Origin of the sequence: Bacteroides fluxus YIT 12057 (assembly GCF_000195635.1) — a bacterium.
Taxonomy (GTDB): domain Bacteria; phylum Bacteroidota; class Bacteroidia; order Bacteroidales; family Bacteroidaceae; genus Bacteroides; species Bacteroides fluxus.
Window position 1 is genome coordinate 65,368 of record NZ_GL882605.1, and the last position, 24,062, is coordinate 89,429.

Here is a 24,062-nt window from a genome sequence, read left to right on the forward strand (position 1 = left end):
ATTTTCTCCTGCTTTCATTTTTATATTTCTGTTATTTGACGGCCAGTTTCTCTTTCAAGAATTGTCCCGTATAGCTTGCTGCACACTCGGCTACCTCTTCGGGCGTACCGGTTGCGACAATATTCCCTCCTTTATCCCCGCCCTCGGGACCGAGGTCTATTACATAGTCTGCACATTTCACGACATCAAGGTTGTGTTCGATGATGACGATAGAATGTCCGCGGCGTATCAATGCATCGAATGCTTCGAGCAGCTTCTTGATATCGTGGAAATGCAATCCGGTAGTCGGCTCGTCAAAAATGAACAGGGTAGGGTCTGCTTTCTCCTGGCTGAGGTAATAGGCCAACTTCACGCGCTGGTTCTCACCGCCGGAAAGCGTAGAAGAGGATTGTCCCAGCTTGATGTATCCCAAACCTACATCCTGCAAAGGTTGCAGCTTTTTGACGATTTTCTTTTGTCCGTGTCCGGTGAAGAATTCAATGGCCTGGTTGATGGTCATGTTCAATACGTCATAGATACTGATGTCATGGAACTTCACTTCCAGTGTATCGGCTTTGAAACGTTTGCCATGGCAGGATTCACATTCCAATACAAGGTCCGCCATAAATTGCATCTCTACGGTGATGGTGCCTTCACCCTTGCATTCCTCGCAGCGGCCCCCTTCATTGTTAAAGCTGAAATATCCGGCACTGTAGCCCATCTGCTTGGCAAGTGGCTGGTCTGCCCATAGCTTGCGGATCTCATCGTAAGCCTTTATGTAAGTCACAGGATTGCTGCGTGAGGACTTGCCGATGGGGTTTTGGTCAACGAATTCTACATTCCGCAGATTTTGCAGGTCGCCGCCGATGGAGACGAACTCACCCGGGCGGTCACTGCATTCGTCCAGCTCACGTTTCAGGGCACGGTAGAAAATATCACGTACCAAGGTACTTTTGCCGGATCCGCTGACACCGGTCACCACGGTCATTACATTGAGAGGAAAGCGGACGTCTATTCCTTTCAGATTGTTTTCGCGGGCGCCTTTTACTTCTATGTAGTTGTTCCAGGGGCGGCGATGCTCCGGTACCGGAATGGTCTCTTCGCCCAACAGGTATCGTACGGTATAGCTGTGGCTGTTTTTTTGCAGGTCGTCCATGGCACCTTGGTAAACGACTTCTCCTCCCAGGCGTCCGGCCTTGGGACCTATATCGATGATGTAGTCTGCCGCACGGATAATTTCTTCGTCGTGCTCCACCACAACCACCGTATTACCCAGTTGTTGCAGTTGGCGGAGCACATGGATTAGTTTGTCCGTATCGCGGCTATGCAGTCCGATACTGGGCTCGTCCAGAATATAGAGGCTTCCTACCAGACTGCTGCCCAATGAGGTGGCGAGGTTGATGCGCTGGCTTTCACCACCGGAAAGCGAGTTGCTCAGCCGGTTCAGGGTGAGATAACCCAGACCGACGTCTAACAAGAACTGGATACGGCTGTTTATTTCCGTCAGGATGCGGCGGGCGATGTCGGCGTCATGTGGTTCCAACTGGAGATTGTCGAAGAAGAGTTTCAGTTCCGTGATGGGCAAATCTACCAGTTGGGAGATATTCCGTCCGCCTACCCGTACATAGCCGGCTTCAGGTTTCAGGCGTGTGCCGTGGCATTTGGGACAAAGCGTTTTTCCGCGGTAGCGTGCCAGCATGACCCGGTATTGTATCTTGTACTGGTTCTCCTGCACCATTTTGAAGAAAGCATTGATGCCTTCAAAGTAAGGGGTGCCTTCCCATAACATGCGGCGTTGCTCATCAGTCAGTTCATAGTAAGGGGCGAATATGGGGAAACCGGCTTTCTCTGCCCCGTGTATGACCATGTCCCGCCATTCGCCCATCTTCTCGCCTCTCCAGCATACCACTGCACCGTCATAGACAGACAGAGACCGGTTGGGAATAACCAGATGTTCGTCGATGCCGATTACTCGTCCGAACCCTTCGCATTCGGGGCAGGCTCCGATGGGGGAGTTGAAAGAAAACATCTGGTCGTTAGGCTCTTCAAATGTAATGCCGTCTGCCTCAAATTTTGTGCTGAAGCGGTACAGGCAGGTACTGCCGTCGGCTTGGTAAAAGCGTAGCAGGCAGGCGCCGTCTCCCTCATACATTGCCGTTTCGGCTGAATCGGTCAGGCGGCTGACGGAATCTTTCTCTGAAGAAGCGGTCATGCGGTCTATCAGCAGGAAAACCGTATCTCCGGCTTCCGGCTTGTACTCATCGATACGTATCATTTTACCATTTACCTCCAGGCGGTTGAAACCTTGCTTCAGGTCAATTTCCAACTGCTGTTGCAGGGTGCGGTCTTCGCGTAGCAGGATGGGGGCCAATACGGTATATCTTGTCCCTTCCGGGTGTTCCAGCATGCATTTTACAATGTCTTCTGTGGAATGTTTTTTCACTTCTTGTCCGCTGACGGGGCTGAAAGTCTTTCCTACACGGGCATAGAGCAGCCGGAGATATTCATATATTTCAGTGGAGGTACCGACGGTGGAACGGGGATTGCGGCTGCTGACCTTTTGCTCGATGGCAATGGCAGGTGGAATACCTTTGATGAAGTCACATTCCGGCTTGCTCATTCGCCCAAGGAACTGCCGGGCGTAACTGCTGAGGCTTTCTACGTAACGGCGCTGGCCTTCTGCGTAGAGAGTATCGAATGCAAGTGAGGATTTTCCGGAACCGGACAGTCCGGTGATGACAACTAGTTTATTACGGGGAATTTCTACGTCAATATTCTTCAGGTTGTTGACGCGGGCTCCTTTTATGATAATTGATTTGTTTTCTGCCATATCAGGGTCACTTAAGCGATTTTGAGAATGCAAAGATAATGCAAACTGGGGAGCAGATAAAATGAAGTTCTCCATTTTTTTATGCCGGCGTGCAGCTTGTCTTTGCTTTTGAGGCAAAGATAGTTACAACTGTGAATTATTTCATCGGAAAGGTAAGGTTAAGATTTGTTATACTTTCAGATGACAGCCAAGTTACTTTAGGTAAAAACATTAAATTCGCCTCAACTCTTAATTGATAATCCAGGCATGATGAAGTATGATGTGAAATGGTTTCTTGTGGTGTTGATGTTAGGAACATGTCCCTTGGCATTGCAGGCCATTGACATCCGTGTCGAAATGGAGGCTTTGGCAGATAGCGCACGGAAAATCTTGGGGCGGAAACAGTTGCCTGTAGTAAATGCCCGATGGATGAAGCTGGCGCAGGAGCTGAATGATACGGCACAGATAAACGATGCTTACAACAACTTGACTTTGCATTATTATCAGCTGGGAAATATCGATACTTTAAAATCAGTGACTTACAAATACATGGACTGGTGTGTGGCATATAACCGGCCCAAGGACAGATATACGGCATGGCGCCAGTATATCCAGCGTATGACCGAGAAGGGGATGCAGGAGGAGGCTATGGCCGAAACTGACAAATTATATGAAGATGCCAAAAAGGGGAAAGACAGATACGGGCTGGCTTGTGCCGAGATGTGTATCGGTTACAATCATCGGGTGTTCGGAAACAATGTGGAGCTCTGTATAGAGTGCTATAACAACGCATTGGAACTTTTTGTGGAAGGTGAATATTACAGGGATGCGTACGTGGTGTTGCTCAATATCAGCCAGACCTATCTTTCACGCAGTGACTATGCAGAGGCCGAAGTTTATCTGGCAAAGCTGGCGCAGCTGGAAGAAAACATGAGGGAGGAGAATATAGAAACAGACGCTTCCTTGCATCTAAGGTTCTGTGAGTTCCGGGTAATCAGTTTGTTGGCAAGTAAAGGGAGAAAGGTTGCCGAACCTTATATGATGGAGACAGACCGGTTCTATAAGGAAAATCCGGAGAGTTCTACTCCTGAAGCCTGGTTTGGCTACAAGATTATGTGTTGCCGTGCTCTCGGCGATTTGAAGGGGAATATCGCTTATGTGGATTCCCTCATGAACTATCAGCGTTCGCTGGGCATTTGTTATCCGTATAACTTTTACATGAAAGCCCAATTGCAGGAGCAATTGGGAGACTATCGCTCGGCCAGTGACAGTTATAGGACTTATGCCAGTGTAAGCGATTCTATGCGTACGGCAGAATTGGATGATAAGTTGAGCGAATATACCGCACAGTATGAAGTGGACCGGTTGAAAATGGAGAAGCTGGAGCTGAGTGGCAAATTGACTCGCGGGCGTTTGGTCATGGCTTTGATTGCGGGTGGAGTGGTTCTGCTCCTTTTGCTGATGATTACTTACCTGTATATCCGTACCCTTTCCATGAACCGTAAGCTGGAAGCTGCCCGTATGGCGGTACATAAGATGGGGGAGGTGAAGAGCTCTTTTATACGGCATATTACGCATGAGATTCGTACTCCATTGAATTCAATTGTCGGTTTTTCTACTTTGCTGGCCCGGGAAGAACCGGATGAGGAGGAGAAAAAAGAATATGCGGCCCAGGTGGAAAGTAATAACACTTACTTGTTGGGGCTGATGGAGAATATCCTGACCATTGCGGACATGGATTCACAAATGATTGACATGTCATGGGAACCGGTAAATGTAGATAACTGTTGTAAGGAATGTGTTGATGAACTTCATTCTGCCCTAAAGCCGGGAGTGAGGCTGGAGTGTATCCCTTCGGGGATTTCTACTGTGTATGCAGCCCGTCCCTGGATGAAAATAGTGTTGACGGCTTTGCTTGACAATGCCGTTAAGTTTACGGAGAGAGGATATATACGTGTTTCCTGCAAAGAAGACAAGTCCCGCCGGGTGGTATGTTTTGTGGTAGAAGATACAGGGATTGGGCTGAAACAGGAGGAAGCGGAACATATCTTTGAACGCTTTTACAAAGTGGATACTTTCACTAAAGGTTCGGGACTGGGACTTGCCATTGCCCATGAAATAATGGCAATGATAGGTGGGCGGGTTTATTGGGACTCCACTTATCAGGGTGGGTGCCGGTTTGTAATGGAATGGCCTGTACAGGATAAACCTTGAGTATGAATAATTTTTTAGTATAAAAGCTATAGATAGAAAATGAGAGTAAGATTCCTATTATGTGTATTCCTTTGGTCTCTGATGGCGGGAGGAATGTTTGCGCAAGTGCAGAAAGCGTCTGCATATCCTAAACGTGAGTTTCGTGCCGCATGGATACAATCGGTTAACGGGCAGTTCCGTGGAATGCCGACCGAGAAATTGAAGCAGACCTTGATAGCCCAGTTGAATTCTTTGCAGGAGGCAGGCATCAATGCCATTATTTTTCAGGTACGTCCGGAGGCTGACGCGTTGTATGCCTCTCAGCTGGAGCCGTGGAGCCGATACCTTACCGGTGTGCAGGGTAAGGCACCCGACCCTTATTGGGATCCGATGCAGTTTATGATTGATGAGTGCCATAAACGTGGCATGGAGTTTCATGCATGGATTAATCCGTATCGTGTGAAAACGTCGTTGAAGAATGAACTGGCACCCGGGCATGTTTATAATATTCATCCGGAATGGTTTGTGACGTATGGTGACCAGTTGTTCTTTGACCCGGCTTTGCCGGAGAGCCGCCGCCACATCACTCTGGTGGTAGGTGATATTGTGTCGCGATACGATGTGGACGCTATTCATATGGATGATTATTTTTATCCTTATCCCATGAAAGGAAAAGATTTTCCGGATGATGCCAGTTTTGCCCGCTACGGTGGAGGTTTCACTGATAAGGGAGACTGGCGCCGCAGTAATGTGAATCTTTTGATAAAGAAAATACATGAAACGGTGCGTGAGATAAAGCCGTGGGTGAAGTTTGGTGTTTCTCCGTTCGGCATCTACCGTAACGAAAGCAGTGATCCGTTGGGCAGCAAGACAAGAGGTTTGCAGAACTATGACGATCTGTATGCTGACGTCCTGTTGTGGGCACGTGAGGGATGGATTGATTATAATATTCCCCAGATATATTGGCAGATAGGCCATCCGGTTGCCGATTATGAAACGTTGATAAAGTGGTGGGCCAAGAATACGGAGAATCGTCCTTTGTTTATCGGTCAGTCCGTGATGAACACGATACAGAATGCCGATCCCTCCAATCCTTCTGTCAATCAGCTTCCCCGGAAAATGGCGTTGCAGCGTGCTTACCAGACGATTGGCGGCAGTTGCCAGTGGCCGGCAAGTGCGGTAGTCGAGAATGCGGGCAAGTATCGGGATGCTTTGATGGCGGAATATCATAAATACCCGGCATTGCCTCCTGTATTCGATTTTATGGACAATGAGGCGCCCAATAAGGTTCGTAAGGTAAAACCGGTCTGGACTGCGGACGGGTATATCCTTTTCTGGACTGCTCCGAAATATAGGGAAGAAATGAACCGGGCCGTACAATATGTCGTTTACCGTTTTGATGCCAAAGAAAAAGTGGATATAGACGATCCCTCACACATTGTAGCCATAACTCGCGATAATTTCTATAAATTACCGTATGAGGATGGAAAAACAAAATATCGCTATGTAGTGACGGCGCTTGACCGGTTACATAATGAGTCGAAGTCTGTTGGGAAGAAAGTCAAACTTTAATACAGTATCAGTCCTGCTATCCCGCAGGCTATAATCATGCCTATCGGGTTGAGCTTGTATTTTTTGGTTCCCACAAACGCAACGAGGAAGATGATACAACTGACGATAAAGGAGTATATGTCTTCCGTGGGGGAACCGAAATTCTCTGCATTCATTAAAACCAGTGCAGCCGACGCCAGTAAACCGACTACTGCCGGACGGAGTCCGCTGAATACCGCTTCTACTGCCGGGTGCTTCTGATATTTCAGAAAAAATTTGCTGATAGTCAGCATCAGTATGAAAGAAGGAAGCACAACGGCAAAGGTAGCGACAACGGATCCCCAAACACTTCCTGTTGCCGTAAATCCCACGTATGTTGCCGAGTTGATGCCTATCGGACCGGGAGTCATTTGACTGATTGCCACAATGTCTGTAAACTCTTGCGGACTGAGCCAGTTGTAGCGGGTCACTACCTCTCCCTGTATCATGGAGAGCATGGCATATCCGCCGCCAAAACCGAATAGGCCTATTTGGAAGAAAGTGTAGAATAATTGTAAGTAAATCATGATTATCAGTGATTAGTATTGAATGGCACTCGCTTTTATACCTTTGACTTTAATTCTTTAATTCCTCGTTTTCCGGGCGTTTAAAACGTCCGAAAAGATATCCTCCGATACCGGCCGCGATAATAATCCAGATCGGGGAGAATCCCAGTAGCCAGATGAGCAGTGCCGAAACGACAGGTATCCAAATGTTGTGGCGATTGACTTTGGCTGATTTTGCCATACTGAAAGTCGGTGCGGCAATCAGTGCGACAACAGCCGGGCGAATCCCCTTGAATATGCGTTCTACCATGGTATTGTCCTTGAAATTATGAAAGAACAAGGCTATGGCAAGGATAATGAGAAATGAAGGCAGTATGGTACCTAACGCTGTAATTATACTTCCTCGGATTCCCCGTAAACGGTATCCTATAAAGATGGAGATATTGACAGCAAGGATACCCGGTGCCGACTGGGATATGGCGAGCAAGTCAATGAAATCTTCTTTGGCTATCCAGTTCCTTTTGGTCACAATCTCGTCTTCTATAAGTGGTACCATGGCATAGCCGCCTCCAATGGTAAATGCTCCGATTTTGAAGAAGATGGAGAACGCTTCGATATATATATTCATATTTAATGTAAAATAAGGTCATGTTGTAGGGTCGCTTTTCCCCTCTTTGCCTTGTTTGGCATATTGGCTGGGGCTTACCTTGAAATGTTTCTTGAATACCTCGCGAAAATACTTGGCATCACTGAAACCGGTCATTTCGGCAATTTCCGTGATGGAATGCCTGTGTTCCATCAGCAACTGGGAAGCACGTTTCAGTTTGATCAGTCGGATATAATCGCCCGGTGCCTCGTCTGTCAAGGCGGTTATCTTGTTGTAGAAGCTGGTACGGCTCATGTTCAGTAGGGTGCAGAGCATATCTACATTGAAACCGGGATTGTCCATATTCTCTTCCACATGTTTTTTGACGGTTGCTATGAATTTCCAGTCAAGGTCACTGGAGCAGTTGATGCATCCCGTGTCATGCTTGTCGTCATTCAATTCCAGATTGGCATATTTATGGCGCAGCAGGGCACGGTTATTGAGAAGATTGGCTATGGTTGCCCGCAATATGCCTATATTGAACGGTTTTACAATATACTCGTCAGCTCCGGTTTCCAAACCTTCAATAATGTTCTTGTCTGTGTTCAATGCAGTAAGCAGGATGATGGGGATGTGGGATGTTTCAATGTCATTCTTCAAGGCCTTGCATAATTCGTCACCCCGCATTTCGGGCATCATGATATCTGAAATAATGAGATTGGGAAGGTATTCCTTTGCAATGGTAAGCGCCATCTTGCCATTGGAGCATACTTGGATGTGGTATGTTTCCGACAAGGTGTTGCGTAAGTATTCTCTCAGTTCATCATTGTCTTCCACAATCAGAATCTTGGAACGATTTTCGTCATTTTGTGGCTGCTGTTTGCTTTTTTCATAAATGGCAGCCGGCAAGGAAGAAGTTACCGCATTGACAGGAACTCCAGAAGCCGTATAGACAACCCTTTCCGTATGGGGTTGAGGCCGGTGGATGGCTTTGCGGTAATGTTTCTCGCCTTTTGGGAAAATGACTTTGATATCAGAGCCTTTTCCTTCCGTACTGCTGAAGTTTAATTTTCCCTTGTGTATGGAAACGAGCTTCGATACCAGCAACAATCCGATACCGCTGCCGGTAACTTTGGAGTTGATGGCATTGCTGCCCCGGAAGTGCATTTTGAACAGTTTCTTTTGTTCTGACGAGGGGATGCCGATACCTGTATCTTTTACTTCAATGCTCCATGTATCTTCCGTCTCGGCTGCGTAGATGTGTACATTTCCTCCTTCGGGAGTGTATTTCAACGCGTTGGATATGATATTCTTCAGGATAGAGTCCATTTTGTCTTTATCCATCCATACGTTCATGTAGCGGAAATTACTCTCATAAGTAAGGGTGATATGTTTGATTTCGGCATACGAGCGGAAAGCATTGATTGTTTCTTCCATATAAGTGCTTAATTCGTATTCCGAGACATATAGATTGCCGGAATAGGTGTCTGCACGTTCAAAATTAATCAGGTTGGTGGTGAGACGCAGCAATGCATTGACATTGCGCAAGGCGGTATTCATGTTGTTGTGTCCGTTCTCGCTCAATGTTTCACGTTCAAGAAGTTCTTCCAATGGTGCTTTTATCAAGGGCAAAGGCGTACGGATATCATGCGCGGTGTTTACGAAGAAACGAATCTTTTCATCAGAGATCTTTCTCTGTTTGCGCATGACTATAATACGCAAAGTGACGCTTACCAGAGACAGGATGATGATGGCATACAGAATGAGTGCCCAGACACTCAGCCAGATGGGTTGCTCAATGACAATCTCCATGCTGCGTTCCTCAAGGACCACGCGGCGGTCCTCATTGGATATGGCACGTACGCGTAGAGTATATTGACCGGGGCTTAAGTTGGTGAAACGGATAATATTTTCTTGTCCGGGACGGCTCCAGCCATCGTAAAAGCCTTCCAGTTTCCAGGAATATAATATCAGTGAAGGGTAGTCATAGTTGATGGAAGATACTTGCAACGAGAAGATATTCTGGTTGTACTTCAAGCGTAATGTTTCAGTATCGTCAATATCTATGGTCAATGGGGAGCCTTGGTCCTTGGGATATACAGTCTGATAGAATACTCTTAAATCACTGAATACCATTTTGAAATTGTAGTCACGGGGTAATAGCATGTTTTTGTGGAATTCAATGGCGCCGTCCGTGCTTCCGAATATGAAATTCCCATTCTTTCTCAAGGTTCCGGAGGAGGAATTAAAGTGGTCTGACTTCAGGCCTTGTTCTTTTGTCCAGTTATGGAACGTCTTTTCTATGGGATTGAAACTGGTCAGACCACTTTCGGTGCTTAGGAAGATATCCCTGTTCCCATCGTATAGAATGGTGTATATATTGTTGGATATCAAGGCGCAGTTGTCTTTGTGATGATGTTCAAACGTGTTCTTGTCGGCATTGTAAATCAATAGGCCCGCATTGTTGGTACCGATATATAATAAGCCGTCAGGAGTCTGGTACAATGAATAAATATAGTAAGATTCTACAGGCATTTGTATATAGTGATATTTGCCGGTTGCCTTTTCCAGCAAATAGAGCCCGGTAGCCGTACCTATCCACATGTGTCCGGGATCCTTTTCCACAATGGCCGTAATGCCGTTCAATCCGGGGAAAAGCCGTATGTTTTTATGTACATAGTCTATTTCTTTCAAATTATAATAACCGCCCGACCATACATTGCCGTCTGATGCTTTTACCATGGCACGGATGTATTTGTCCGGCCGAATATTCAATTTGCCGAATAGGGATGGAGTGAAATAGCTGACGGCCAGCTTTTTCTTGTCTATCTGATAAATACCGGAACTATAGCCTCCTGCCCAGATAATGCCGGGGGATACTTCGCACAAGGATATGAAAGTATTGTTCTTGATGGGGGCCGTGTCAAATCCGCTGAGGAAAGAGTGCCATTGCTGTGTTTTGCTTTCATACAGGCTTATGCCGTTATTGGTGGCAAACCACAGGTCGCCGTCTGCATCTTCGATGATTGTGTTCACTTGGTCGTTGATAAGTGATTGTTTGTTGCCTATGGAATGTTTTATCCATTGATAGTCTGAATACTTGTTGTTGCGTACGGTTATCCCGATGGGATAGTTGGCCATCCAGATACGTTGGCTTTCATCTATGTACAGGTCATTTATGTTATTCCCGTTCATTGCATTGTAACGGTTATAGTCAGCAATGATGTATGGAACGCATTCATGGGATTCTGTATTCATTTTATAGACTCCGGCGCCGTCAGTGGCGATAAGAATCTCCTTGTCGTTCAAAGCTTTGATACAGTTGATGCTGACGTCCATCAGTCCGGCATCCAGATGCATGACTTTATGCAGTTGCATGTCATAAACATATATTCCCCGTTGGAATGTTCCGATAAAAACTTTATTGGAAAGCTTGTGATAGTATAATTCGTTGATTTGTATATTCAGAGTGTCTAATTGCTCACAAGGGCTGAGGCTCAACCTGTTATTTTGCAGCTCGGCATAGTGGATGCCTACGTCTGTTCCGATGAAATAGTGTATAGAGTCTATTTGTGCGATATCCGTGATGCTTTCTTTGATTTCATTCTTGATGAATACCACCTTTTGTGAATTGTTGTCGTACAGATACAAGGCTTCCTCGTTACAAAGCCATACCACATTGTTGGTATCGATAAAACCGTAGCTGATGGGGGTAGGACGCCCTTTGATTTCACTTTCCGGCAATTTATACACCAGTTGGAAACGGTCGTGCTTGGTGTCATGACGGAATACGCGCCCTTTTTTGCCTATTACCCATAACTCTCCTGTAGAATCGAGGTAAAGCCAATTCAGATTCATCATGGAGTTGACCTCCTCGTCGCCGTCCATCAACTTATATTGCTTGAATTCTTTTCCGTTATAGCGGTCTATGCCATCATGAGTGAGAAACCACATATAGCCTTTAGGGTCTTTCTGGATTGCATATACCCTTCTGTTGCTGAGTCCGTTTTCCACCCCGATATATTTATATGTCTGGGCTATACTTGTAAGGGGGAGCAGTAATAGTATGCAGTAAAATAGGTATTTTCTCATAATGGTTGATGACGTTTGAGTGTTATATACCAGTCGGGGGAGATTCTAAAAACTAACACAAAAGTAATATTTTTGTTTGAGATAAGCAAAAAAGAATATGAAGAAGAGGGAGATGATGATGTAGTGAGGAGCAGGAGTAGATAGAGTCGGATAAATGAAATGTGCCAAGTTCCCGACAAGACGGGGACTTGGCACATTATCATATAATGGCGTTTACTGCCTTATTTACTTTTTCATTTTTTCTTCTACCCACTTGCGGGCATTGACGAAAGCTTCCATCCAAGGAGTCACTTGGTCGCTGTTCATGCGGTCTGCAGGATAACAACCGTTCTGCCAGGGGAAGATGGAACGTTCCAGATGGGGCATGATGGCCAGATGACGTCCGTCGGCACTTGCCAAGGCCGCTACGGAATAATCCGAACCGTTCGGGTTGGCGGGATATTCATCATACGTATATTTTGCCACTACATTGTACTTGTCCTCATCGTAAGGCAGAGAGAATTTTCCTTCACCGTGGGCTACCCAGATACCTAGTTTGCTGCCGCTTAATGAACCGAACATGACACTGCGGTTGGTAGGAATGGTAAGGCCGAGGAAGCGGGATTCGAATTTGTGGGAATCGTTATGCAACATCTTGCCTTTCTTCTCGAGTTCCGGATTGATAAGGTTGAGTTCCATCATCAGCTGGCAACCGTTGCAGACACCCAGTGAAAGCGTATCTTCACGTGCATAATACTTGTCGAGCGCTTCTTTGGCTTTCGGGTTGAACAGGAAAGCACCTGCCCAGCCTTTGGCAGAGCCGAGAACATCAGAGTTGGAGAAACCGCCGCAATAAACAATCATGTTTACGTCTTCCAGAGTTTCACGTCCGCTGATAAGGTCGGTCATGGTGACGTCTTTTACATCGAAGCCGGCAAGGTAGAGTGAATAAGCCATTTCGCGCTCTCCGTTCGTACCCTTTTCGCGGATGATAGCCGCACGGATACCTGTCGGTGTACGGCGGTCCGGATCAATGCCATATTGAGAGAACTTACCCTTGAACGGCGGCATGAAGGCAAATTCCACAGGTTGCATCTTGTAATTTTCAAAACGCTTCTTGGCGCAGCCGTTCATGGATTGCTTACGGTCGAGCAGGTAAGAAGAAGAGTACCATACGTCACGCATGTAGTCGATGCCGAACTGATAGGTAGCATCGCCTTTTGATACGAGGATGTGACGTTCGTCTGTCGGCTTACCGAGTTTCACGTAACCTACACCTGCATCTTCAAGTATCTGCTTCACTTCTTCTTTATGCTTGTCGCTTATTTGGATAACGATACCCGGATTCTCGGCGAACAGAATTTTGATAAGGTCTTGTTCCTTGATTTTGTCAAGGTTGATTTCCATACCACCTTCTACATTGGAGAAACACATTTCAAGCAAGGTTGTAATAAGACCGCCGGCTGAAATATCGTGTCCGGCAAGGATGAGTCCTTTGTCTATCAATGTCTGTACGGCAAGGAATGCATCGCGGAAGTATTCGGGATCCTGTACGCAGGGCACTTCGTCTCCTACTTTGCCCAATGCCTGTGCAAAAGCGGAACCGCCGAGTTTCAGCTGGTCAAAACTGAAGTCGATATGATAGATGGTCGTTTTTTCATTGTTGACAAGAACCGGAGAAACCACTTTTTTGACGTCAGAGACTTCACCGCCCGCAGAAACGATGACCGTACCCGGGGCAATAACCTTGCTTCCGTCAGGATATTTCTGGGTCATGGAGAGGGAGTCCTTACCTGTCGGTACATTGATTTGCAGTGCGCAGCAGAAATCACTTAATGCTTTGACGGCGGTGTACAGACGTGCGTCTTCGCCTTCCTGTGAGCGGCAGGGCCACATCCAGTTGGCCGAGAGGGAAACGCTGTCCAGACCTTCGGCAAGGGGCGCCCAGATCAAATTGGTCAACGCTTCGCTGACAGAAAGGATGGAGCCGGCAGCCGGGTCGGCAAGTGCGGCTTGTGGAGCATGGCCGAGAGAAGTCGCGATACCCTTTTCGCCACGGTAGTCCAGAGCTACGACACCGCAGTCGCTTAATGGCAACTGAAGCTCGCCCTGGCACTGCTGGCGGGCTATTTTACCTGTTACGGAACGGTCCACTTTGTTGGTCAGCCAGTCTTTGCAGGCAACGGCTTCCAGCTGGAGCACGTTGGTGAGGTATTCGTGCAATTGGGAGAGTTCGTATTTCGGCATTTCATAATGACGTTCCACAGTCTTGTCCACCATGTATGTTTTGGGGGAAGAGCCGAACATCTGCTCTACTGCGAGGTCGAACGGACGTACGCCGTCAGCCTGCTGGAAAGCGAAACGATGGTCTCCGGTAGTTTCACCTACTACATACATCGGAGCACGCTCGCGTTCGGCCACTTTACGTACGTGTTCAATGGCTTCCTCCTCAATCAGCAAGCCCATACGTTCCTGGCTTTCATTGGCAATGATTTCTTTGGCGGACAAAGTCTTGTCACCGATGGGCAATTTGCTCATATCGATTAAACCGCCGCATTCTTCTACCAATTCGGACAAACAGTTGACGTGTCCGGCTGAACCGTGGTCATGGATGGAAACCACGGGATTAGTCTCTTCTTCGCAAAGTGCGCGTACCACATTATAAGCACGTTTCTGCATTTCGGCATTGGCACGCTGTACGGCATTCAACTCAATGCCACTGCTGTAACGTCCGGTATCTACAGAAGATACGGAGCCGCCGCCCAGACCGATGCGGTAGTTGTCGCCGCCGATCACCACTACTTTGTTTCCGGCTTCCGGGGAGCCTTTCAGACAGTCGCGTTGCGTACCGTAACCTACACCGCCGGCAAGCATGATTACTTTGTCGTAACCGTAAACTTCTTCTTTCTCTTTATGTTCGAAAGTAAGCACGGAACCGCAAATCAGCGGTTGGCCGAATTTGTTGCCGAAGTCACTGGCACCGTTGGAGGCCTTGATCAGGATCTGTTCCGGAGTCTGGTATAACCATTCGCGTACCGGCAGGATTTCTTCCCAGGGACGTCCTTCATCGGTACGGGGATAAGAAGTCATATAGACAGCTGTTCCGGCAATCGGCCAGGAACCTTTACCGCCGCCCATACGGTCACGGATTTCACCTCCTGTACCTGTAGATGCACCGTTGAACGGTTCTACGGTGGTGGGGAAATTGTGTGTCTCGGCTTTCAGGGAAATCACACTCTTGATGTCTTTCACCTGGAAATAGTCGGGTTTGGAGTGGTCTGCCGGGGCAAACTGCTCAATCACCGGACCTTCGGCAAAAGCTACATTGTCTTTGTAGGCGGAAATGATTTTATTGGGATTTTCCTGTGTAGTCTTTTTAATCATCTGGAAGAGGGAAGACTCTTGTTCCACTCCGTCAATGATGAATGTTCCACCAAAGATTTTGTGACGGCAATGCTCGGAATTGATTTGAGCAAAACCGAATACTTCGGAGTCTGTCAGAGGACGTCCCAAGTCCTTTTCTACTTTCTTGAGATATTCCATCTCCTCTTTGGACAAGGCCAAGCCCTCTTTTTCGTTATAGGCTTCAAGGTCCTCGATGTGAATGATGGGTTCCGGCTGACGATTGGTTGTAAATACATGCTGGTCCAGTCCCTTGTACATACGTTGCAGCATCGGGTCGTGGTCTGCATTCTCGTCTTTTACGGGGAAATATTCCTCGATACGGACGATGCCGTTCAGACCCATGTTCTGGGTGATTTCCACGGCGTTAGTACTCCAAGGAGTAATCATTTCACGGCGCGGGCCGACGAAATGTCCTTTCAGGTTGTCTTCACTTTCGGGGGCGGCTTCTCCAAAAAGCCAACAGAGTTTGTCGCTGTCTGCCTGGGTAAGTTCGTGGTCACACTCTACGGCAATCACGCTCTTGGATGGGGTTCTGAAAAAAAGAATCATACTTATATTTACGATTTGACGATTTACGATTTGGCGATTGAAGTTACTAATAGTTAGTTTCTTCATCTTTTCTTCTTTCTGGGTGCAAAGATATACAAAATCAGTGGGGAGGAGAAGGAAATGGAAAATAAAAAACGTATGCGGTTTTACTTCTTAAAAATCTTTTCGGTCGAAAAAACGTTAACACTATTCGTTCGTCTCATAAAAAAGTACGATATTTGCAGCCATGATTCAGATAGAGACCATATTTGACATATTGTGGAAAGGGTTCATAATCGGTGTTATTGTGTCCGCACCGTTGGGACCTGTGGGCGTACTGTGTATCCAGCGCACTTTGAATAAAGGACGATGGTATGGTTTTGTTACAGGCATAGGAGCTTCGCTGAGTGATATTGCTTACGCCTTGTTGACGGGTTATGGCATGAGTTTTGTCTTTGATTATGTCAACAAGAACATTTTCTATCTGCAGCTTTTCGGAAGTATTCTGTTATTGGTTTTTGGAGTCTATACTTTCCGCAGCAATCCGGTACAGTCCATCCGGCCGGTTTCCACCAATAAGGGGTCTTATTTCCACAACTTCATAACGGCTTTTGCCGTCACCCTCTCCAATCCGCTGATTATTTTCCTGTTTATCGGCCTTTTTGCCCGTTTTGCTTTTGTCAGTGAAGGGATATTGGTCTTTGAGGCGGTTACCGGATATCTGGCCATTGCATTGGGTGCTTTGGCCTGGTGGTTTGGCATTACTTTTTTTGTAAATAAAGTCCGTAAGCAATTCAACCTGCGTGGCATTTGGATGTTGAACCGTATTATCGGAAGCATTGTCATGGTGGTGTCTGTGCTTGGGCTGGTGTTCACGCTGATGGGCGAGTCGCTGTACTGAGTGGAAAGGTGAAAATTCATAATTCATATATCTTATCGTGAAGATTGCACAACAACTGAAAGAAAAGAACATAGCCGAATACCTTATATATATGTGGCAGGTAGAGGACTTGATTCGTGCCAACAAGTGCGATATCGATGAAATATGCCGCAACATTATTTCCCGTTATCCGGTAGAAGAACATGCCGGGCTGGAAGAATGGTACGGTAATCTGACCGAGATGATGCGTGCCGAAGGAGTGAAGGAGAAGGGGCATCTGCAAATAAACCGTAATGTCATCCAGAATCTCACGGAGCTGCATGCCGGATTACTGGCATCGACTAAATATCCGTTTTATAACGCAGCCTATTTCAAGGCATTGCCGTTCATTGTGGAGCTGCGCCAGAAGGGGGGGGAGCAGGAGGAATCCGAGCTTGATACCTGTTTCGAGGCACTCTACGGGGTGCTGCTGCTGCGGTTGCAAAAGAAGGAGATCAGCCGGGGCACAGCCAAGGCGATAGAGGCTATCAGCGGCTTCATTTCGCTGCTTGCCAATTATTACGACAAGGAGAAGCGGGGAGAGCTGGAATTGGAATAAGAAAAAATTGTTCATCGTAACATAAATATTTATAAGCGTAACTTTTTAAATGAATATTTTAGTAACCGGTGCCAACGGTCAGCTTGGCAATGAGATGCAAGTATTGTCACGGGAAAATCTGCAGCATACCTATTTTTTCACTGACGTACAGGAATTGGATATTTGTGACGAGCAGGCGGTCCGTGCTTTCGTGGCAGACAACCGGGTGGATGTAATTGTGAACTGTGCTGCCTATACAGCGGTCGATAAGGCTGAAGACAATGCGGAACTTTGTGATAAGTTGAACCATCTTGCGCCGGGTTATCTGGCGTCCGCAGCCGAGGCTTGCGGTGCTGCATTGATACAAGTCTCTACAGATTATGTATTTGACGGGACGGGACATATACCTTATACGGAAGAGATGACTCCTTGTCCCAACTCCGTTTACGGTTCCACTAAGCTGGACGGTGAGCGGGCAGTGATGGAGAAGTGCAGCCGTGCGATGATTATCCGTACGGCATGGTTGTATTCTGTTTACGGAAATAACTTTGTAAAGACCATGCTTCGTTTGGGGCGTGAGCGTGAAACACTGGGGGTTGTTTTTGACCAAATAGGTACACCGACTTATGCTAAAGATTTGGCATGTGTTATCTTTGAGGCTATCAATCATGGTATTGTTCCGGGTATTTATCACTTCAGCGATGAAGGCGTTTGTTCATGGTATGACTTTACTTTGGCGATACATCGCATAGCCGGCATATCAACTTGTAAAGTAAGTCCTTTGCATACAGACGAATTTCCTGCTAAAGCACCACGTCCTAATTATTCAGTCTTGGATAAAACAAAAATAAAGAAAACATTCGGCATTGAAATCCCCCATTGGGAGGAGAGTCTAGTGGCATGTATGAAGAAACTTTAAGATAATGGCACAGAAGAAGAAAACTTATTTAACGTTCGGTGCTTGCCTCGCTATAGGGATGACTTTTGGCATTATCATGCATAAACTAGTCATGGGTATTGCTATTGGCTGCGCATTAGGTGTCTATTATGAGAGGAAAAACAAGCAAGATAAAAAAGATGATATATGATTAACGAGATAGAAAGACGAAGAACGTTTGCGATTATCGCACACCCGGATGCCGGTAAGACGTCGTTGACCGAGAAGCTGTTGCTTTTCGGCGGACAAATCCAGGTGGCCGGTGCTGTAAAGAGCAATAAGATAAAGAAGTCGGCAACGTCGGACTGGATGGATATTGAAAAACAGCGTGGTATTTCCGTTACTACTTCCGTGATGGAGTTCGACTACCACGACTACAAGGTGAATATCCTCGATACTCCGGGTCACCAGGACTTTGCCGAAGATACTTATCGCACGCTGACGGCTGTAGATAGCGTTATCATCGTGGTGGACGGTGCGAAAGGTGTGGAAACGCAGACACGCAAGCTGATGGAAGTCTGCCGTATGCGTAATACGCCGGTGATTATCTTCATCAACAAGATGGACCGTGAAGCCAAAGACCCGTTCGACCTGCTGGACGAGCTGGAGGAGGAGCTGCACATCCACGTGCGTCCCTTGACCTGGCCTATCGAGAGCGGCGTCCGTTTCAAAGGTGTCTATAATATCTACGAGCATAACCTCAATCTTTACCAGCCCAGCAAGCAGGTAGTGACGGAGAAGGTGGAAGTGGATATCCATACCGAGGAACTGGACAATCAGATTGGCGCTCAGTTGGCTGACAAGCTACGCGGGGAACTGGAACTGATAGACGGTGTTTATCCCGAATTCGATAAGGAAGAGTATCTGAAGGGTGAGCTGGCTCCCGTATTCTTCGGCTCGGCACTGAATAATTTCGGTGTGCAGGAACTGCTGGATTGCTTTGTGGAGATTGCTCCCAGTCCCCGTCCCGTGAAGGCTGAAGAGCGTGAGGTGGAGCCGGAAGAGCCAAAATTCACCGGATTCATCTTTAAGATAACCGCCAATATCGACCCGAATCACCGTTCATGTATCGCTTTCTGCAAAATCTGCTCCGGCAAGTTTATACGCAATGCCCCGTACTTGCATGTACGTCACGGCAAGACAATGCGTTTCTCGTCGCCCACGCAGTTCATGGCGCAGCGCAAGACGACTGTCGATGAGGCTTGGGCGGGAGATATTATCGGTCTGCCGGATAACGGTACGTTCAAGATCGGCGATACGCTGACCGAAGGCGAGGCGCTCCACTTCAAGGGACTTCCGAGTTTCTCGCCGGAGATGTTCAAATACATTGAGAATGCCGACCCGATGAAGCAGAAACAGCTTGCCAAGGGTATCGACCAGCTGATGGACGAAGGTGTGGCGCAGTTGTTCGTCAACCAGTTCAACGGGCGTAAGATTATCGGTACGGTGGGGCAGTTGCAGTTTGAGGTCATCCAGTATCGTCTGGAGAACGAATACAGCGCGAAGTGCCGTTGGGAACCGCTCAGCCTCTACAAGGCGTGCTGGATTGAGAGCGATGATGCGGCAGAGCTGGAAGCCTTCAAGAAACGCAAATACCAGTACATGGCGAAAGACCGCGAGGGTAGGGATGTGTTCCTGGCCGACAGCGGATATGTGTTGCAGATGGCGCAGATGGACTTCAAGCATATCAAGTTCCACTTTACGAGCGAGTTCTAAGCTATATGCCTCCTGCCGATTTCCGGGTATGGATAATGCAGGCTAAAGAGAAATATGGGTGAAGAGGTACAAAGTGATGAAAAACTTTGTACCTCTTTATTTATTGTGGGAAGAAAGTGTTACCTTTGTTTCTGCAACGATTAACCTGCATTGATTATGAAGACTGTTGAAGTAAACTCGTTCCTTACCGATTTTACACCTTACTTATTATAAACACAAAATTTCAAACAGTAACAAGGGTACGAAACTATTAGGTGGCATTAAGATAAATTAAGCCCGTAATTTTTTTACGGAAATCCTTTTCCGTATCTTTGTCTTCTGAAAGTTAAGCCAATAGAAATATGTTAGTAAGATTTGCTGTTACCAACTATCGTGGATTTGCAGACCGCATTGAGTGGGATTTGTCAAGTCCGGCTAATTATGAGTTCAATAAAAACGCTATCAAAGACGGTATCATAAAAAATGGTATTGTATATGGACCGAACGGATCGGGTAAAACAAACTTCAGTTTGGCCTTATTCGATATTGAGAACCATTTGTCGCCCAAATGGAAGAAGATAGATTATTATGTGAATTTTATTTATGCCGGAAAGAAAGAGGGAGTAGTGGAGTTCGAATATACATTTAGGTTTGAGAACGAGATAGTTGTCTATGCCTATTCTAAAAATGCCGGTGGTATATTAGTGTCTGAATCGCTTCGGGTGGACGATAATTGGGTTTTTGAACGGAAGAATGGTTCTTTTTGCATAGACAAGCAACAGTTTCCTATGGAAGAAACCATAGAGAATAACCTCGGAAGCAATGCAAATAACGTGTCGATAGTCAATTTCTTATTGACTTCCTACCCTTTGGGCAAAGAGCACTACTTGATAAAACTCAGTAAGTTTGTCAACTCGATGCTTTGGTTTCGGAATCTTGATACAAGGGAATTTATCGGACTGGAAACAACTGCAATGAACCTTGATGAGTTTATCATTGCAAACGGATTGCTTGAAGACTTCTCAAATTTCCTGCGGAGAGTCAGTGGTCAAACGTTCCGGCTTGTTGCACATACGCCTGTCGATAAACAAATACTTTGTGATATAGGCGGTTCGGAAATTCCTTTCTACTTGGTTGCATCTACGGGAACCAGATCACTGCAATTACTTTATTTTTGGATGAAGCGAATGAGTGAAGCGTCATTTGTCTTTATTGACGAATTTGATGCGTTCTATCATTTCCGTTTAGCCTTTGAAGTGTGCAAAATGTTGTTCAATATGAATTGCCAGATATTTACGTCTTCACATAACACGTATTTGATGACCAATGACCTGCTGCGTCCGGACTGTAATTTCATCTTGAATGAAAATAAGATAAAACCTTTGTGTGACTGTACGGATAAAGAGTTGAGGTTTGGGCACAATATCGAAAAACTTTTCCGGGGTAATACTTTCAAGGTATGATACTATTTATTTTTGAAGGTAAGAAATGTGAGCCTCGTCTTTTTGAGACTTTGAAACATTTGTTTTTCGCCAAAGAAACAGAGCCGTTTGTATGTACTTATAACAGTAATATTTATTCTTTATATTCAAAGTTAAAGGGGTATGATGTCTTTGAAAATGTTACAGCAAGCGGAAATACGGTAACTATACTTAATGATATATTGCAAAAGAACGGGGATGATACTCTTGCTGATATTCTGGAAGTGGATGTTTCTGAAATATTCTTGTTTTTTGATTATGATTTTCAAGAATCCCGATTGACATTGGAAGAGAACAACCGACATATCGGTGAAATGCTGGAGTATTTTGACGATGAAACCGAAAATGGGAAATTGTATATCAATTATCCGATGGTGGAATCTGTGTTCTATACCAAGCAACTGCCGGATGAGGATTATCTGAGTTATGACGTTACTCGTGAGAAATGTCATAATTTTAAATCCTTGGTTTGTGATTTTTCTTTTTATAATTCTTTTGAGCTTTTGCTTATATCAGGTAATAAAAATGAGAAAGAGGAAAAGAAGTTGCTGAAACAACAGACTGCTAAAGAAAATTGGCTGCATTTGACCGATATGAATGTTCGGAAGGCAAACTTCATTTGTGTAGGTGTTGATGCTATACCTGCTTTAAAAGAAAATCTCGCTCAGAGCAACATATATGAAAATCAACTGGCTAAGTATGTAAATACAGAAAATTGCAGAGTAGCTGTCTTGAACTCATTTCCGATATTTTTATATGATTATTTTAGGGATATACCCAATTTGTGTTGATTTATTGGGACAAAAAGTCTGTGATTTCTCCTGTTCTCAATTCTGTTTTGCTACTAATATAACCTCGGTCTTATAGTGAGCCCTATTCAGTCGTATACTGAATTCTCCCCACCACTTCAGCAGGTGTTCTGGGAGGGGATGGACTGTGACGGTTTGATGGCTTGAAACGGATGTTTTTGGGCTTTGAAATGTTGTTACAAAATGAAATAAGAAACTGATTGGTGACACGGCTTCATTTAAAAAATCAACTAAAATAGAAAATAAGCCTTAAAGAGGTGAGGGTATTACAGAAAAGTTTTCGGTTCATTTTGCCTACACTCCGTCACTTTTGCCCTGCATCTCCCTGTTCATCGGCATTTATGCGGTGTAGGCAACCGTGTAGGCAAGTGACGGCAAATGGTTTGCCAGCACGCTTATTTATTCTTGTTTTGTTACAAATACTTGCATCAACTTTATAATAATCAGATTTTTGTCTATTCGTTTATTTTGCGTTTTTCATTGTATGGAAATAACTTTTATTAACGTCGATTTTAAGCCAATTCGGCACTTTACCATTCAAGAATCTCTTGTCTGATGACTGATTCTTGCATCCGGTGCCATGCGTGCTCCTTGATTGGCGTGTAGTGCATCCGGATTCATCCTTTAGGAAACAGGTGTCTTTTCTTTGCAGGGCTTATACTTAATGCGGAAAGGTATCATGTAGAATGCTTGCAGGCCTTATGTAACACTTCGTCCCACGTACGTGTGCCCGCCGGTTCAGGCATGTAAACCGGCGAGCCCGCGTGCCTGAACCGACGGGCCCACGTACCTGGGACGAAGCGTTGAATAAGCTGTCAGCATAAAAGGTATAAGGCAGACGAGGATTTATGGTTAATCTTTTTATGGAAATGAAGCAAACAAGTCAAGGATTTGTTCAGAACTGAAAAAGCCAACTTATCCATAATCGGGTAGGTTGGCTTTTTGCTTGTAACAGAATAGATAATGTTACATCTTAATATAAGTATATTTATCGTAATATTCTCCGTTTGGTTCTACTACTTCATAAATCAAAGTTTTAGATGTTAAAGTTAGTATTGTACAGTTTTCACCATCATATTTAAAACTCTTCCCATTTAGTGTGATTGTTTCCGATTCGCTATATTGCCAAGCACCATTATCATAGTAATAGGTAGAAATAGAATATTGGTTTTCTCCCACTTTCTTTATTTCCATTTTTGTACTTGCATCGCGGTCATTGGGATTATAAGGGTCTGGGTCTGTACTCCAAGGTTCTTTATTACCGTTGTATAATTCCCATCCTTCACCATAGTCATAATACCAAGTTCCTTCCAATGAAGCGGATATTTCTTTTTCATCATCATCACTACTGCAAGAAGCAAAATTCACACACATTACTACGGCTAATAAAGCCATTCCAATTAATCTGAATGTTTTCATTTTTAATCTAAGTTTATTTGTGCCTCTATGTTCCCAATAGATAGCATTAATAAATAAGTTCAGAATAAGCATGAGGAACACAACAAGAAGCTGCATACTTATTAATTGATAGATAGACTGTCTGTTTTTTACCATAGTATTATAGCCAATGTTCCCTATTGACTGTTACAAAATAAAAGAAGCGTGGGAACTATTGCTATTACTACTGTGAGGCACTTTTGTTTCCAAAAGCTTCTGGACGCCTAAGGTGAGTAATAAACAATAGCCCACGCCAAACGATATATAGGCTATCCTTGTAAGATAGGTATATAACATTGACGTGAGCGTTCTTGCTTATTATCCTCACCTAGTTGAAATTGTCCAGATTCCACAGTAGGATAATATGTAAAACGCTCTTTATTAACTAATATGTCCTTCTAACTTTCTATCTCAATAGGTCATTAGAATTGGCACAAAGTTACTAAATTACGTTTGATTAGCAAGAACTATTGTTTATTAAATCACCTGGTAAGCTGTTCTTCCTTATAACTTCAAGTAGGTAGAAAATTCAGAAGTAGGCATATAAAAGCAAATTTCTGAATAATTCCACCTAGCTAA

The 24,062-nt window shown here is 45.3% G+C and carries 15 protein-coding genes; 9 read left to right on the plus strand and 6 right to left on the minus strand.

Features of this window, described 5'->3' with window-relative positions:
* Positions 1 to 31: 31 nt before the first annotated feature.
* Positions 32 to 2,809, minus strand: a complete 2,778-nt coding sequence (uvrA, locus tag HMPREF9446_RS00655; RefSeq protein WP_039968168.1) for an excinuclease ABC subunit UvrA — start codon at positions 2,807 to 2,809, stop codon at positions 32 to 34.
* A 246-nt stretch (positions 2,810 to 3,055) separates the two neighbouring features.
* Here uvrA and HMPREF9446_RS00660 point away from each other — a divergent pair, with 246 nt between their 5' ends.
* Positions 3,056 to 5,002 (plus strand): tetratricopeptide repeat-containing sensor histidine kinase, encoded by a 1,947-nt coding sequence (locus HMPREF9446_RS00660; protein ID WP_009123509.1) that lies wholly within the window; start codon positions 3,056 to 3,058, stop codon positions 5,000 to 5,002.
* A gap of 39 nt (positions 5,003 to 5,041) precedes the next feature.
* A complete protein-coding gene (locus HMPREF9446_RS00665) occupies positions 5,042 to 6,553 on the plus strand; it encodes a glycoside hydrolase family 10 protein (protein ID WP_039968170.1) in 1,512 nt (503 codons plus the stop codon).
* Here HMPREF9446_RS00665 and HMPREF9446_RS00670 read toward each other — a convergent pair.
* The 4 genes from HMPREF9446_RS00670 to purL all read right to left on the minus strand — a co-directional run bounded on the left by HMPREF9446_RS00670 (position 6,550) and on the right by purL (position 15,688).
* Positions 6,550 to 7,098 carry a chromate transporter gene (locus HMPREF9446_RS00670; RefSeq protein ID WP_009123511.1) on the minus strand — a complete coding sequence of 183 codons (549 nt, stop codon included), beginning with the start codon at positions 7,096 to 7,098 and terminating at the stop codon, positions 6,550 to 6,552. The two genes, HMPREF9446_RS00665 and HMPREF9446_RS00670, sit on opposite strands and share 4 nt — an antisense overlap.
* A 49-nt stretch (positions 7,099 to 7,147) precedes the next feature.
* Complete coding sequence (locus HMPREF9446_RS00675; RefSeq protein WP_009123512.1) at positions 7,148 to 7,705, minus strand: chromate transporter; 558 nt, start codon at positions 7,703 to 7,705, stop codon at positions 7,148 to 7,150.
* A gap of 18 nt (positions 7,706 to 7,723) precedes the next feature.
* On the minus strand, positions 7,724 to 11,755 hold the full coding sequence (locus HMPREF9446_RS00680; RefSeq protein ID WP_009123513.1) for a hybrid sensor histidine kinase/response regulator transcription factor: 4,032 nt from the start codon (positions 11,753 to 11,755) through the stop codon (positions 7,724 to 7,726).
* Positions 11,756 to 11,980: 225 nt separating this feature from the next.
* On the minus strand, positions 11,981 to 15,688 hold the full coding sequence (purL, locus tag HMPREF9446_RS00685) for a phosphoribosylformylglycinamidine synthase (RefSeq protein WP_039968171.1): 3,708 nt from the start codon (positions 15,686 to 15,688) through the stop codon (positions 11,981 to 11,983).
* Between the two features lie 226 nt (positions 15,689 to 15,914).
* On the opposite strand from purL, the gene HMPREF9446_RS00690 reads away from it, so the two are divergent.
* The 7 genes from HMPREF9446_RS00690 (at position 15,915) to HMPREF9446_RS00715 (ending at position 22,028) form a co-directional block, all read left to right on the plus strand.
* Positions 15,915 to 16,568 carry a LysE family translocator gene (locus tag HMPREF9446_RS00690; protein WP_009123516.1) on the plus strand — a complete coding sequence of 218 codons (654 nt, stop codon included), beginning with the start codon at positions 15,915 to 15,917 and terminating at the stop codon, positions 16,566 to 16,568.
* 37 nt (positions 16,569 to 16,605) lie between these two features.
* Positions 16,606 to 17,145, plus strand: a complete 540-nt coding sequence (locus HMPREF9446_RS00695; protein ID WP_009123517.1) for a DUF4924 family protein — start codon at positions 16,606 to 16,608, stop codon at positions 17,143 to 17,145.
* Between the two features lie 49 nt (positions 17,146 to 17,194).
* The gene (gene rfbD / locus HMPREF9446_RS00700) at positions 17,195 to 18,043 is read left to right on the plus strand and encodes a dTDP-4-dehydrorhamnose reductase (protein WP_009123518.1); all 849 of its coding nucleotides are present in this window, start codon (positions 17,195 to 17,197) and stop codon (positions 18,041 to 18,043) included.
* A gap of 4 nt (positions 18,044 to 18,047) precedes the next feature.
* The gene (locus tag HMPREF9446_RS18570) at positions 18,048 to 18,212 is read left to right on the plus strand and encodes a hypothetical protein (protein ID WP_009123519.1); all 165 of its coding nucleotides are present in this window, start codon (positions 18,048 to 18,050) and stop codon (positions 18,210 to 18,212) included.
* Entirely contained in the window at positions 18,209 to 19,777 is a 1,569-nt protein-coding gene (locus tag HMPREF9446_RS00705) for a peptide chain release factor 3 (protein ID WP_009123520.1), read from the plus strand. Before HMPREF9446_RS18570 ends, HMPREF9446_RS00705 begins: the two co-directional genes overlap by 4 nt.
* Positions 19,778 to 20,118: 341 nt before the next feature.
* Complete coding sequence (locus tag HMPREF9446_RS00710; protein WP_009123521.1) at positions 20,119 to 21,219, plus strand: AAA family ATPase; 1,101 nt, start codon at positions 20,119 to 20,121, stop codon at positions 21,217 to 21,219.
* Positions 21,216 to 22,028 (plus strand): hypothetical protein, encoded by an 813-nt coding sequence (locus tag HMPREF9446_RS00715; RefSeq protein ID WP_009123522.1) that lies wholly within the window; start codon positions 21,216 to 21,218, stop codon positions 22,026 to 22,028. Before HMPREF9446_RS00710 ends, HMPREF9446_RS00715 begins: the two co-directional genes overlap by 4 nt.
* Before the next feature lie 984 nt (positions 22,029 to 23,012).
* Here HMPREF9446_RS00715 and HMPREF9446_RS00720 read toward each other — a convergent pair.
* Complete coding sequence (locus HMPREF9446_RS00720; protein ID WP_039968180.1) at positions 23,013 to 23,465, minus strand: hypothetical protein; 453 nt, start codon at positions 23,463 to 23,465, stop codon at positions 23,013 to 23,015.
* Positions 23,466 to 24,062: the final 597 nt, after the last annotated feature.